Below are 13,133 nucleotides of genomic sequence, written 5' to 3' on the forward strand. Positions count from 1 at the left end.
TTTTCCCCCTTCGACTGGCGCCGCGTGGCGAAAACTCTGAACGGTCGCGCAATGAAGCGCAAGACGCGGTAAAGTGCGGAGCCAGTTGCGGCGAGCAACGTTCTGAGGAAAGCAATCCTCATCCGTCAGGAGCCGACCATGACTTTCCAGCTGCCCGATCTGCCCTTCAGCAAGGACGCGCTTGCCCCGCACATGTCGGCCGAAACGCTGGAATTTCACCACGGCAAGCATCACCGCACTTACGTCACCAAGACCAATGAGATGCTGGAGGACAAGCGCGAGCTGCGCGGCGCCTCGCTGGTTCAGGTTATCCGCGATGCCCAGAGCCAGGGCGAAACAAAGCTATTCAACAATAGCGCGCAACTGTGGAACCACAGCTTCTTCTGGCAGTGCCTTGCGCCCGCCGAGGGGCAGAAGCCGACGGGCAAGCTCGCGCATCTGATCGACGATGCGTTCGGCGGGGCCGAGGCGATGCTCGAGAAATTGCATGCCGAGGCGGTCAACCATTTCTCTAACGGCTGGGCGTGGCTGGTGCTCGACAAGGGCGCGCTGCGCATCACCTCGCTCCATGATGCCGACACGCCGCTGGTTCACGACGGGATGGTTCCGCTCTTCACACTCGATGTGTGGGAGCATGCTTATTACATCGACTATCGCAACGAACGCCCGAAGTTCGCCAGCGCGGTGCTGCAGAACATCGTCAACTGGGACTTCGTCGGCGAGAACCTCGACAGCAAAGGTGTCGAACGCGCCAACCAGGAGGGTGCCCGGCTGACCGAACCTACTGCTTAAGGCGATATCCGGTCCGGAAGATCCAGGCGATAACGGCCAGGCATGTCAGCATGAATGCGAACGTTGCCGCCAAGCTGACCCCGAATGCGACGTCGGCTGTGCCGAAAAAGGTCCAGCGGAAGCCGTTGATCAGATAGACCACCGGATTGAACAAGGTGATCGAGCGCCAGGGCTCGGCCAGCATGTCGATCGAATAGAATGCGCCGCCGAGGAAGGTCAGCGGGGTGATCACCAGCAGGGGGATCACCTGCAATTGCTCGAACCCCTTGGCCCAGATGCCGACGATGAAGCCGAACAGGCAAAAGGTGATGGCGACCAGCAGCAGATAGACCAGCATCAGCAACGGATGCTCGATGCGCAGGTCGACGAACAGGTGCGCGGTGACGAGGATCACCAGCGCGACGCTCATCGCCTTCGTCGCCGCCGCGCCCACATAGCCGATTACCGTCTCGATCGCCGACAAAGGCGCAGACAGGATTTCGTAGATGGTGCCGGTGAAGCGCGGCATGTGGATGCCGAAGCTGGCGTTGAAGATGCTTTCGGTAAACAGCGACAGCATCATCAGCCCGGGCACGATGAACGCGCCATAGGCGATGCCGTCGATCTCGGTCATCCGGCTGCCGATGGCTGCGCCGAAGACGATGAAATAGAGCGAGGTGGTGATGACCGGCACCGCGAGCCCGGTCCAAAGCGTCCGCTTGAACCGGTGCATCTCGAACTTGTAGATCGCCCAGATCCCGCGCCAGTTCATGCGCGTTCTCCGGACATTTGGACCCCGTTCGTCCTGAGCGGAGCGAAGCGAAGTCGAAGGGCGCCCTTCGACTGCGGCGCTACGCGCCTCCGCTCAGGACGAACGATTGGGGGAGAGGGCTCATGCCGCCGCCTTCTTCTCGTGGATCAGCCCCACGAAAATGTCCTCGAGGCTCGATTGCTTGGTGTCGAGATCCTTGAAGGCGATCCCCGCGTCGCGCATCGCCGTCAGCAGGGAAGGGATGCCCGTGCGCTCGGCCTTGGCGTCAAATTCATAGACCAGGGTCGATCCGTCGTCCGCAAGCTGCGGGCTCCATTGCGCCAGGGCCGGCGGAACCGTCGCCAGCGGCTCGGTCAGTTGCAAGTGGAGGATCTTGCGGCCGAGCTTCTTCATCAATTCGGCCTTCTCCTCGACCAGGATCAGCTCGCCCTTGTTGATGACGCCCACGCGGTCGGCCATCTCCTCGGCTTCTTCGATATAATGGGTCGTGAGGATGATCGTCGTGCCCATCTCGCGCAGGCGGCGGACCATGTTCCACATGTCGCGGCGCAGCTCGACATCGACCCCGGCAGTGGGTTCGTCGAGAAACAGGATGTCGGGATCGTGCGCCAGCGCCTTGGCGATCATCACGCGGCGCTTCATGCCGCCCGACAATTCCTTGAGGATCGTCTTGCGCTTATCCCACAGCGACAATTCCTTGAGGATCTGCTCGATCCGCGCCGGATCGGGGCGGCGGCCGAACAATTCGCGGCTGAAGCTGACCGTGCTGAGCAGGGGCTCGAACAGGTCCATCGTCAGTTCCTGCGGAACCAAGCCGATGCGCTTGCGCACCTCGCGGAAGTTCCGCTGCCAGTCCTTGCCGTCGACCAGCACTTCACCGCCCGACGGCTTCACGATGCCGCAGATGATGCTGATCAATGTCGTCTTGCCCGCGCCATTGGGACCGAGGAGCGCGAAAATCTCCCCCCGCCGAATGTCGAGGTCGACCGCCTTCAGCGCTTCGGTGCCGCTACCATATTGCTTGCGCAAACCGCGGATGGAGAGGATGGGGTCGCTCATTCGACCGGCCCAGGCTCGGCCGGTGTGGCGTCCTCGCGCATCAGGCCGTGGCGCATCAGCATCGGGATGTTGGCCGCGGCGAACAGGAAGGTGAGTGGGATCGCGCCCCACAATTTGAAGCCGATCCAGAAATCGGTGGAGCTGTTGCGCCAGACAATCTCATTGAGCAGGGCCATGAAACCGAAGAAGATGGCCCAATTGCGGGTAAGCTTGCGCCATCCGCACATGTCGAGCCCGGGATAGGCGCTGCCGAGCACGACCTTGAGCAAGGGACGGCCGGTCAGCAGCCCGAAGCCGAGCAGTGCACTGACGAGCATATAGTAGACCGTCGGCTTCATCTTGATGAAGGTTTCGTCGCGCAGCCAGATGGTCAGCCCGCCGAGCAGTACCACCATGACGCCCGAAAACAGCAGCAGCGGCGACACCGAGCGGTAGCGCAGCGCCGAGTAAAGCATCGCCGCAACCATCGCGACCATGAATGCCCCAGTCGCCACGAACACCTTGAGCGCGCCGGGTACGGGCGCGAAGAAGTTGACGAGGAAGAAGACGAGCAGCGGCCCGAGGTCGATCAGCAGCTTCGCGCCGCCCTGCGGTTCGGCTTTGGTCGTGGGAGGGGACGTCATTCGGGCGGCAGGCCTGCAATTGCCCTAGCCACCGCGCGGGGATCGAACGGGCGCAGGTCGTCCGCCTGCTCGCCGACGCCGATGGCATGGATCGGCAGACCGAACTTCTCGGCTGCCGCGACAAGCACGCCGCCGCGCGCGGTGCCGTCAAGCTTGGTCATGATGAGGCCGGTCACGCCCGCGCTCTCGCGGAACACTTCGACTTGAGCAAGGCCGTTCTGCCCCGTGGTGGCGTCGAGCACGAGCAGGATGTCGTGCGGCGCTTCGGGGTTGAGCCGGCCGAGCACGCGGCGGATCTTCGACAATTCGTCCATCAGGTGCGACTTGTTCTGCAGTCGCCCGGCGGTGTCGACGATGAGGGCATCGATGCCCGTAGCAGTCGCCTGCTTGACCCCGTCGAACACGATCCCCGCGGCATCGCCGCCTTCCTTGCCGGTTATCACCGGGGCCCCGATCCGCTCGCCCCAGATTTTAAGCTGCTCGATCGCGGCGGCGCGGAACGTGTCTCCGGCAGCGAGCAAAACGCCATAATCCTGCTCCTTGAGCAGCCGCCCGAGCTTGCCGATTGTGGTGGTCTTGCCCGATCCGTTGACGCCGATCACGAGGATGACGTGCGGGCGGGGAAAACCCCATACTTCGAGCGGCTTGGCGACCGGCGCTAAGATCTTCTCGATCTCTTCGGCAAGGATCGTGCGAAGCCCACGCTCGTCGAGTTGCTCGAACCTGCGCGCGGCAATCGCCTCACGGATCCGGCGGGACGCCTCGGGGCCAAGGTCCGACGCGATCAGCGCTTCCTCGATGTCGTCGAGGGTCGCGGTGTCGAGCGCCGCCGTGCTGGTCAGGCCGGTGAGGTTCTCGGCGACGCGTTCGGCGGTTTTGGAAAAGCCGCCGCGCAGGCGGTCGAGCCAACTCATGCCCACACCGCCGTCAGCGCGTTGCCCGCACGTCCGGTGACCCGCGCGCGCCCCGTCTCGCCGCGTGCCGCGCCGTCAAGCCGAACGGGCGCGAACGCGTCGCTATGCCCTTGCCCAGGGCCTTCGATCAGCACCGGCTGGACCGACCCGACCAGGCTGTCGAGCCAGCGGCTTCGACGCTCGCTTGCCGCGGCACGCAGGCGGGCGGCACGGGCTTTAACGACTTCGGACGCGACTAGGGGCATCCGCGCGGCCGGGGTGTCAGGACGTGCGGAGAAGGGGAAGATATGTGCGGCGACGACGTCGCAATCGTCGAGCAATCTGAGTGAGTTCAAGGCCATCTCTTCAGTTTCGGTAGGAAATCCGGCAATCAAGTCGGCGCCGATCGTCGCGTCCGGGCGTGCCGCCTTGATCTTCGCGACCGCCGCCACTGCCTCGGCGCGGCTGTGGCGGCGCTTCATCCGCTTGAGGATCAGGTCGTCGCCCGCCTGAAGCGACAGATGGAAATGCGGCATCAGCCGCGGTTCGCCGGCAATGAGCTCGAACAAGGCCTCGTCGATCTCGATACTGTCGAGCGAGGACAGGCGCAGCCGCCTCAGCCGCGGTTCGGATGTCAGTAACCGCTGGCAAAGTGTGCCTAGTCCGCCCGCATAGTCCGTAATGTCGACCCCGGTGAGGACGATCTCCTTCGCCCCGAGGTCGATCTCGCGCGCCACCGCATCGCGGATCGCTTCGAACGGCAGCGACCGGCTCTCCCCGCGCGCCTGCCAGATCGAACAGAATGTGCAGCGATGATCGCACCCAGTCTGCACCACGACGAAGCTCTTGACCTTGTGCAGCATGCCGGTGGGGACGGATGACGTCATGGCGTCATCCATCGCGAACGCGTTGAGCTTGCTCGCATTCCCCACCACCAGCGCCACGCCGGGCATCTCCGCGAACATCCCCGACTTCAGCTCCGCAGCGCACCCCGTCACCAGGATCCGCGCATCAGGCCGATCCCGATGCGCCCGGCGGACGGCCTGGCGGGTCTGGCGCACCGCCTCGTTGGTTACCGCGCAGCTGTTGACCACCACCCAGTTCTCGCCCGCCGGCGCGGACCGCGCGATGGTCTCGCTCTCGGCAAAGTTGAGGCGGCAGCCGAGCGTGATCGTCTCGACGCTCATGCCAGGGCCGCCAAATCGAGTTCGCCGGTGAACACGTGTGTCGCGCCGCCGCGCATGCGGATCGGCTGGCCCGGCGCCCAATCGATCGTCAGCGCGCCGCCGGCCATCTCGACATTCATCGGCGACTGCGCGCGTTTGGTCAGGATTGCCGCGACCGCGCTTGCGCAGGCGCCCGTTCCGCACGCCGGCGTCTCGCCTGCGCCACGCTCGAACGTTCGCAATTTCAGCGTGTTATCGGCCAAGGTTGCGACGTTGACGTTGATCCGCTCTGGAAATGCGGGGTCGTTCTCGATGCTTGGTCCGAGCTCGTCGAGCGAAACCTCGCCGACATCGGGCACGAAGAACACCAGATGCGGGTTGCCGACATTGACCGCCACCGGATTTTCGAGCGCGTCCCACGCCATCGGCAGCGGATTCGTATCCGTCGGGTAGGCCAGCGGGATATCGTCCCAGCCAAAGCGCGGTGCGGGCAACACGACCTCGACCTCGGCGCCCAGATCCTCGCCCGTCAGCAACCCGCCCGCGCTGTCGACGCGCCGCGCGCCGGTCAGCTGGATCACGCAGCGCGTCGCATTGCCGCAGCTTTCGACCTCGCCGCCGTCGCTGTTCCAGATGCGCATCCTGAGGTCGGCGGCATCGCTCGGCTCGAGCACGATCAGCTGGTCGCAGCCGACACCGGTGCGGCGGTCGCATATGGCCCGCGCGAGCGACGGCGTGACGTCGAATGGCGCTTCTCGCGCGTCGACGATCACGAAATCGTTGCCCAGCCCATGCATCTTGTGGAAGGTGCGCCGCATCGGTCGCGTGACTTAGGGAGCGCGCCGACCATAGTCCACCAGCCGCGAGATGATCCTGACATGCAACGAGCCGCCAATGACGTCATGCAATCGGTCATCTTCTCCGCGGTGCTCGATGCCATCGCTGCGCTGAAGGCGGGGTCGGGCGGTCTGCCCAACAACCTGTTGCGCGACGTGCAGGCGATTCATCCAAACGTCACCTTCGCCGACCTGCCCAAAGCGCTTCAAGACGCCATCATCGCCAGCGCGCGCACGGCGTTCACTCAGCTGCTGAAGGAGGGCTATGCGGTCGGGCCCAAGCAGGCGATGCAGGCCAGCCGCCCGATGGACCGCGTTCCCGAGCGCGAGCGTCGCGGTCCGACCGAGCGCCGCGACATCCGCCGCACCCCCGGTCGGCGCGGACCCGGTGGCGGGGGCAGGCCGGGCGGCGGAAAGCCGGGTGGCGGTCCCAAGCCCAGCGGCGGCAAACCCCGCGGTTGAACTGAAGCCGCGCCTGCGCTAGGGGCGCCAGCGTCTTAAGGACAACATCGATGAGCGCGTCCACGGATGCACGCTGGCCGGCGAGGTTTCGCCCGCCGGCGTCTTTTGCGTTTTGCCGCGCGTTTCATCGCTGAGGAGAATTGAATGTTCGACACCCTGAGCGATCGGCTCGGTAGCGTATTCGACCGGCTTCGCGGGCGCGGCGCGCTTAACGAGGCCGACGTGCGCGCCGCGATGCGCGAAGTGCGCGTCGCCTTGCTCGAGGCGGACGTCGCGCTGCCGGTCGCCCGCGATTTCGTCGATCAGGTCACCGAAAAGGCCGTGGGCGCCGAAGTGCTGCGGTCGGTCACGCCGGGGCAGATGGTGGTCAAATATGTCCACGACGCCTTGGTCGAAACGCTCGGCGCCGAAACTGCCGAGCTGAACCTTGGCGTCACGCCGCCGGCCGTGATCATGATGGTCGGGCTCCAGGGCTCGGGCAAGACGACCACCACCGCCAAGCTCGCCAAGCGCCTGACCGAGAAAGACCGCAAGAAGGTGCTGATGGCCAGCCTCGACGTCGCACGGCCCGCGGCGCAGGAGCAGCTTGCGGTGCTCGGCCGCCAGGCGAACGTCGATACGCTGCCGATCGTCCCCGGCCAGCAGCCTGTCGACATCGCGCGGCGCGCGATCCAGTCGGCGCGGCTCCAGGCCTACGACGTTGTCATGCTCGACACCGCCGGCCGCCTCCACGTAGACGATCAGTTGATGGCCGAAATGAAGGCCGTCGCCGAGACCTCGACCCCGGCGGAAACCCTGCTCGTGGTCGATGCGCTGACCGGGCAGGACGCGGTCAACGTTGCCAAGGGCTTTGCGGGGCAGGTCGACCTCACCGGCGTGGTGCTCACCCGGCTCGACGGCGATGCGCGCGGCGGCGCGGCATTGTCGATGCGCGCGGTCACCGGCAAGCCCATCAAATTCGCCGGCGTGGGCGAGGGGATCGACGCGCTCGAGGCCTTCCACCCGCAGCGCGTCGCGGGGCGGATCCTCGGCATGGGCGACGTCGTCAGCCTGGTCGAGCGCGCTGCGGAAACGATCAAGGTCGAGGAAGCCGAAGCGCTCGCGGCCAAGATGGCCAAGGGCAAGTTCGACCTCGACGATCTGCGCGCGCAGCTTCAGCAGATGCAGCGGATGGGCGGGCTCGGCGCGCTGGCCAACATGATGCCGGGCCTCAAGGGCATGAAGGGCGCGATGGACAAAGCGGCCGACAGCAAGGCGCTGGTGCACATGGAAGCGATGCTGTCGTCGATGACCGCCAAGGAGCGCGCCAAGCCCGAGGTGATCAACGCCAAGCGCAAGATCCGCATCGCCAAGGGCAGCGGCACGACCGTTCAGGAAATCAACAAGCTGCTCAAGATGCACATGGAAATGGCCAACGCCATGAAGCGGCTGAAGAAAATGGGCGGCTTGGGCAAGCTCGCCGCGATGTTCAACAAGGGTGGCCTGGAAGGAGCGCTCGGCGGGCTCGCACCGCCCGGCGGCATGCCGCCCGGCGGGCTTGGCCTCCCCGGCGGCACGGGCGGCTTGCCTGGCCTCGGCGGCCCCGCCTTCAACCTTCCCCCCGGTTTTGACAAGTTTTCAAAGAAATAAACGAATAGACTGAAAGGAATACGAAAATGGCAGTTGCAATTCGCTTGGCCCGTGGCGGCTCGAAGAAGCGTCCTTATTATCGCATCGTCGTTGCCGACAGCCGCAACGCGCGCGACGGCCGCTTCATCGAGAAGGTCGGCACTTACAACCCGCTGCTGGCAAAGGATTCGCCGGATCGCGTGAAACTCGACGCCGACCGCATCAACCATTGGCTGGGCGTCGGCGCGCAGCCGTCGGACCGCGTCCTGCGCTTTCTTGATGCCGTGGGCATCAAGGAGCGCCCGGCGCGCAACAACCCGAAGAAGGCCGAGCCTGGCGAAAAGGCCAAGGAGCGTCTCGAAGCGCAGGCCGCCAAGGCCGCCGAGGCCGAGGAAGCCGCCAAGGCTGCCGCCGAAGCGCCGGCCGCCGAGGAAGCCGTGACCGAGGAGGCCGCGCCGGCCGAAGCCGCTGCGGAAGAGGCCGCTGCCCCGACTTCGGCGGAAGACGTCGCCGCCGAGCAGGCGCCGACGGACACCGCCGATCTCCCGGCTGAAGAGCCGGTGGCCGAGGAAGCTGCGGCCGAGGCTTCTGCGGGTGAAGAAGCCCCTGCGGCCGACGTTCCCGCCGAGGCCGCTGAAGCCGCGGCCGAGGCGTCTGCGGGCGCCGAAGGCGGCGACACGCAGCCTGCTCCAGCCGAAGGTTCGGACGAAGGCGCAACCGCTGACTCGCCGCAGGCCGCCGACGCCGCCGAAACCACCGGTGAAAGCGCGGATGCGCCCGCCGAAGGCGCCGCCGAGGACGCGAAGGCCTGAACGTGATGAAGGATGGCGGCGGCGAGCAACGGATTGCGCTCGCCGCCGTCGCCGGCGCGCATGGCATCAAAGGTGAAGTGCGTCTCAAGCTGTTCAGCGACAGCGCCGAAAGCCTGTCGCGGCACAAGACGCTATTCGTCGGTGGGGAAAAGCGGCGCCTGATCGCGGCGCGCGATGGCGGCAAGGCCGCGATCGCCCGCTTCGAAGGCATCTCCGACCGTTCGGCCGCCGAGGCGTTGCGCGGTTCGCTGGTCGAAATCGACCGCGACGCGTTGCCGCCGCTCGAAGACGGCGAATATTATCACGCTGACCTGATCGGGCTTCCCGCGATCGACGCTGGAGGCAAGCCCGTCGGCACGGTCGCCGCAGTCGAAAATTACGGCGCGGGCGACCTGCTCGAAATCGAGACCGCGGAGGGCAAGCGCTCGCTCATCCCGTTCCGCGACGGCATTGCCGACCTCAAGGACGGCAAGATCATCCTCGATCCCGACTTTCTCGCCTAAACGCCTTCCTCCGCCTCTTCGACAACCTCCGGCGCTTCGCGCCAGCGCGGTTGCTCGGCGCACAAATCGTTGCGGATGGTGGTCGCGGCAACCCCGCCTTCGCCCATCGCATGGCTGATCTGGTCGAGGCCGTGGACGACGTCCCCCGCGGCATAGAGGCCTGCGACGCTGGTCCGCTGGTGGTCGTCGCACAGGAAGCAGCCGTCTTCGGCCAGTTTCGCGCCGACCATCTCGCCCAATTGCGTGTGCGTGTCCGATCCCAGCGCGGGATAGACGCTGTCGAAGGTATGATGCCCCTCGGCGGTATCGACGACGATGAATTCGTTGGAGATCGCCGCTGCCTGCGCGGGGCCATCAACGCACACGATCCCCGCCGCGTCGAGCTTCTCGCGATCCTCCGTTTTGACCTTCATCGCCTTGTCGGGGGCGATCAGCGTGACGTCGGCGGTATAGCTGCGGATGAACAAAGCCTCGGCGACGCCGTGGCTACCGCTGCCGATCACGCCCACCTTCTTGTCGGTCACCTCGTAGCCGTCGCAGATCGGGCAATAGCGGATCAGGCCCTTGGCTAGCGCCTCGTCGTGCAGTTCCTCGTCCATCGGCGGCTTGCGGTTGGTGACGCCGGTCGCCAGCAGCACCGTGCGGGCGGTCACGCAGCCCGATCCCCAGGTTGCGGTGAACAGGCCGCTCTCGTCGTCACGATCCAGCTTGGTGACATGTTCGGTGACGACCTTTGCGCCATATTTGCACGCCTGGTCGCGCATCCGTTGGAGCAGCTCCTTGCCGTTGATGCCATCGGGGTAGCCGGCATGATTGTGCGTGCACGGGATCCAGCTCGCCCGGCTCTTGCCGCCATCGACGACCAGAATGTCCATGTGAAAGCGCGCGAGGTAGATCGCCGCGGTGAGGCCGGCGGGTCCGCCGCCGATGATCAGGCAGTCGAGGGGTTTGGGGTCATCCATCCGCCCCCAATGGATTGCCGCAGCACCAGTTCCAAGCTGTCGTGACAAGCGGCGTGCATCGTCCTAGCAAAGACGGCAGGTAACAGGTAGCAGGTGGTGACAATAGCTTCTTCGATCCGGCGGTGGAGCGGGGCCAATTGGTTTCTCATCGTCCTACCCGTGTTGGCCGCGACGGCGTGGATGACCAGCCGCACCGCGTTCGCAGGCGGCCATTCGGGGTCGCTGGAAGCGGCTCTCCTATTCGATGCCTGCGTGACCGTGCCGGCGCTATATGCGCTGTGCTATTGGCGGAAGCGCGCTTTGTGGCAGACGGCGCTTCGCATGTTGGGCGTGGCGTGCCTTGGAATCTACGCCATGAGCTGGATCGTCCCACCCGAAGCACAGCGACTGCTGCCGTCCTTCGAATTCGCACGGACGATCGGCCTCGCCCTGCTGATCGCGATCGAATTGCGGATCGTTTTTGTCACCCTGAAGCTGGTGTTCAGAGGCAAGGCAGACGCCGAGCAGATTGCCGCCGCGACCGGGGCCCCGCCGCTAATCGCCAAGCTCATGATCCTTGAGGCGCGCTTCTACAAAGCGGTCTGGCGCTTCCTGCGGCGCGGGGGCTAAACGCCGCCCGGTGACCTGGGCCGCAACCATCCTGACCCTATACCCCGAGATGTTTCCGGGACCGCTTGGCATCAGTCTGGCGGGCAAGGCGCTGCAGGACAGCATCTGGGCCCTCAACACGGTGCAGATCCGCGACTTCGCCACGGACAAGCACCGCAGCGTGGACGATACGCCCGCGGGCGGCGGTGCGGGCATGGTGCTTAAGCCGGACGTGCTCGCCGCGGCGATCGATAGCGTGTCCGATGGCCGCCCCATCCTCGCCATGACCCCGCGCGGCACGCCGCTAACCCAAGCGCGCGTTCGGCAATTGGCGGCGGGCGAGGGCGTCATCCTGCTCTCGGGCCGCTTCGAAGGTTTCGACGAGCGAATCATCGAGGCGCGCGATGTCGAATCCGTCTCGATAGGCGATTACGTCCTCTCGGGCGGAGAGGTCGCGGCGATGGTCGTGCTCGACGCTTGCGTCCGGCTGCTCCCCGGGGTAATGGGCGCGGCCTCCAGCGGAGAGGAGGAGAGCTTCGAAAGCGGCCTCCTGGAATATCCGCACTATACCCGACCAGTGACATGGGAAGGGCGCACGATCCCCGAAGTGCTGCGGTCGGGGGATCATGCGAAGATCGCGGCGTGGCGCCTCGAGCGCGCCCGCGAAGACACACGGCTAAGGCGGCCGGACCTGATCGAGCGCCACGGGGGCGCATCGCAGGCACCGCCCTCTGGCGCGCGGCGAAGAGATACGAAGGCTTAACGACGATGAATCTGATCGAGACCCTCGAGCGCGAAGCGATCGACGCGCTGACCAAGGACAAGCCCGTCCCCGAATTCCGCCCTGGCGACACGCTTCGCGTCGGCGTCAAGGTCATCGAAGGCGACCGCACCCGCGTCCAGAATTTCGAGGGCGTGTGCATCGCCCGCGCCAACAAGGGTGTCGGGTCCAGCTTCACCGTCCGCAAGATCAGCTTCGGCGAAGGCGTCGAGCGCGTGTTCCCGCTCTATTCGCCGATCATCGACAAGATCGAGGTCGTCCGCCGCGGCGCCGTCCGCCGCGCCAAGCTTTACTACCTGCGCGGCCGCACCGGTAAGTCGGCACGTATCGCCGAGCGCCGCGACCCGCGCCGCGAAGCCAAGACGACCGAAGGGGCGTAAGTCCTTCGGGCGCCCCTAGCCGCGCACCGCATTCCGGTCGACCAGGCGGGTGTAAAGATGCCAGGTCGAATAGCCGAGCCAAGGCAGCACCAGCGCCAGGCCGATGAATAGCGGGATCGAGCCGAGGATCAGCAGGCCAAGGACGATCAGACCCCATTGCGCAAGCGTGCCCGGATTCGCCCGGGCCGCGCGCCATGAGGTCGACACCGCACGCGACGCGCTGACATCGCGATCGACCAGCATCGGCAGCGAAACGACGCTGATTGCCAGCACCAGCGCGGCGAAGATCAGGCCGACGACATTGCCAACCACGATCAATGCCCAGCCTTCGGGCGTGGTGAACAGCCGCGTGACAAAGTCGCCGATCGAATAGGGCTCGTACCAGGCAATTCCTGAAAGCTGTGCTGGCGCCGAATAGCCCCAGAAAAGCACGTAAAGCGCGCCCGCGGCGACCAACCACATCCCGAAAATCACCAGCAGCAGCCCGGCGACTATGCCGATATCGTCCCAGGCCGGACGTTTGCGTACGTCCAGGAAGTGTGACCAGTTGGATGTCAGGCCAGCTTCGCGGCGCCGGGCTAGTTCGTAGAAGCCGACCGCGGCAAGGGGGCCGAGCAATCCCACGCCCGCTGCCACCGGGAAGAAGAGGGGCAGCAACGGCGCACTAGTCGTCATCACCGCAGCAGCGATGCCGATCAGGGGATACAGCAGACCAACGAAGATCAGGTCGCCGCGCATGGCGCTGAAATCCTCCCAGCCCTGCCGAAGCGCGATGCGCAGATCCCCGCTGCCGATCTTGCGCACCGGAATATCCGGCGCCGTGGCCGACGTGGAAGCGGCTGCACTATGGGTCGCCATGACACCTCTCCTTCGTCAAGGTGCCGTCCGGCGTTGGCGCCGGGCGCCTTGCAAGTCCG

General features: G+C 65.6%; 15 protein-coding genes and 1 pseudogene. 8 read left to right on the forward strand and 8 right to left on the reverse strand.

Translation table 11 applies throughout. The features are described 5' to 3' along the window. Positions 1-138: 138 nt before the first annotated feature. Entirely contained in the window at positions 139-792 is a 654-nt protein-coding gene (locus tag H9L13_RS07235; protein WP_187537104.1) for a superoxide dismutase, read from the forward strand. Here H9L13_RS07235 and H9L13_RS07240 read toward each other — a convergent pair. From H9L13_RS07240 to dapF, 6 genes are all read right to left on the reverse strand, one after another. After that, a complete protein-coding gene (locus H9L13_RS07240; RefSeq protein WP_187537105.1) occupies positions 782-1,543 on the reverse strand; it encodes an ABC transporter permease in 762 nt (253 codons plus the stop codon). The genes H9L13_RS07235 and H9L13_RS07240 overlap by 11 nt on opposite strands. A 120-nt stretch (positions 1,544-1,663) precedes the next feature. Continuing rightward, complete coding sequence (locus H9L13_RS07245) at positions 1,664-2,602, reverse strand: ABC transporter ATP-binding protein (RefSeq protein WP_187537106.1); 939 nt, start codon at positions 2,600-2,602, stop codon at positions 1,664-1,666. Beyond that, on the reverse strand, positions 2,599-3,225 hold the full coding sequence (locus tag H9L13_RS07250; protein WP_187537107.1) for a septation protein A: 627 nt from the start codon (positions 3,223-3,225) through the stop codon (positions 2,599-2,601). Before H9L13_RS07250 ends, H9L13_RS07245 begins: the two co-directional genes overlap by 4 nt. Further along, positions 3,222-4,139, reverse strand: a complete 918-nt coding sequence (ftsY, locus tag H9L13_RS07255; protein ID WP_187537108.1) for a signal recognition particle-docking protein FtsY — start codon at positions 4,137-4,139, stop codon at positions 3,222-3,224. The genes H9L13_RS07250 and ftsY overlap by 4 nt, the downstream gene beginning before the upstream one ends. Next, the gene (locus H9L13_RS07260) at positions 4,136-5,305 is read right to left on the reverse strand and encodes a MiaB/RimO family radical SAM methylthiotransferase (protein WP_187537109.1); all 1,170 of its coding nucleotides are present in this window, start codon (positions 5,303-5,305) and stop codon (positions 4,136-4,138) included. The genes ftsY and H9L13_RS07260 overlap by 4 nt, the downstream gene beginning before the upstream one ends. Continuing rightward, positions 5,302-6,102, reverse strand: coding sequence for a diaminopimelate epimerase (gene dapF / locus H9L13_RS07265; protein WP_187537110.1), 801 nt, complete (start codon positions 6,100-6,102; stop codon positions 5,302-5,304). Before dapF ends, H9L13_RS07260 begins: the two co-directional genes overlap by 4 nt. Positions 6,103-6,162: 60 nt before the next feature. Here dapF and H9L13_RS07270 point away from each other — a divergent pair, with 60 nt between their 5' ends. The 4 genes and pseudogenes from H9L13_RS07270 to rimM all read left to right on the forward strand — a co-directional run bounded on the left by H9L13_RS07270 (position 6,163) and on the right by rimM (position 9,505). After that, positions 6,163-6,582: a hypothetical protein gene (locus H9L13_RS07270; protein ID WP_187537111.1), complete on the forward strand. Its 420-nt coding sequence runs from the start codon at positions 6,163-6,165 to the stop codon at positions 6,580-6,582. A gap of 144 nt (positions 6,583-6,726) precedes the next feature. Then, a complete protein-coding gene (gene ffh, locus H9L13_RS07275) occupies positions 6,727-8,211 on the forward strand; it encodes a signal recognition particle protein (RefSeq protein WP_187537112.1) in 1,485 nt (494 codons plus the stop codon). A 26-nt stretch (positions 8,212-8,237) separates the two neighbouring features. Next, positions 8,238-8,693, forward strand: a pseudogene (rpsP, locus tag H9L13_RS12745) (30S ribosomal protein S16); the annotation flags it as partial. Positions 8,694-9,007: 314 nt separating this feature from the next. Next, positions 9,008-9,505, forward strand: a complete 498-nt coding sequence (gene rimM / locus H9L13_RS07285) for a ribosome maturation factor RimM (protein WP_187540229.1) — start codon at positions 9,008-9,010, stop codon at positions 9,503-9,505. Here rimM and H9L13_RS07290 read toward each other — a convergent pair. After that, positions 9,502-10,467: an NAD(P)/FAD-dependent oxidoreductase gene (locus H9L13_RS07290; protein ID WP_187537114.1), complete on the reverse strand. Its 966-nt coding sequence runs from the start codon at positions 10,465-10,467 to the stop codon at positions 9,502-9,504. The two genes, rimM and H9L13_RS07290, sit on opposite strands and share 4 nt — an antisense overlap. Before the next feature lie 96 nt (positions 10,468-10,563). Here H9L13_RS07290 and H9L13_RS07295 point away from each other — a divergent pair, with 96 nt between their 5' ends. The 3 genes from H9L13_RS07295 to rplS are packed head-to-tail and all read left to right on the forward strand — an operon-like array spanning position 10,564 to position 12,216. Continuing rightward, positions 10,564-11,076: a hypothetical protein gene (locus H9L13_RS07295; RefSeq protein WP_187537115.1), complete on the forward strand. Its 513-nt coding sequence runs from the start codon at positions 10,564-10,566 to the stop codon at positions 11,074-11,076. A gap of 10 nt (positions 11,077-11,086) precedes the next feature. Next, entirely contained in the window at positions 11,087-11,818 is a 732-nt protein-coding gene (gene trmD, locus H9L13_RS07300) for a tRNA (guanosine(37)-N1)-methyltransferase TrmD (RefSeq protein ID WP_187537116.1), read from the forward strand. 5 nt (positions 11,819-11,823) lie between these two features. After that, complete coding sequence (gene rplS / locus H9L13_RS07305; RefSeq protein ID WP_187537117.1) at positions 11,824-12,216, forward strand: 50S ribosomal protein L19; 393 nt, start codon at positions 11,824-11,826, stop codon at positions 12,214-12,216. Positions 12,217-12,231: 15 nt separating this feature from the next. On the opposite strand, the gene H9L13_RS07310 is transcribed toward rplS, so the two are convergent. Then, positions 12,232-13,074: a DUF2189 domain-containing protein gene (locus tag H9L13_RS07310; RefSeq protein WP_187537118.1), complete on the reverse strand. Its 843-nt coding sequence runs from the start codon at positions 13,072-13,074 to the stop codon at positions 12,232-12,234. Positions 13,075-13,133: the final 59 nt, after the last annotated feature.

Origin of the sequence: Sphingomonas lutea (assembly GCF_014396785.1) — a bacterium.
In the GTDB taxonomy this organism is placed as follows: Bacteria; Pseudomonadota; Alphaproteobacteria; order Sphingomonadales; family Sphingomonadaceae; genus Sphingomicrobium; species Sphingomicrobium luteum.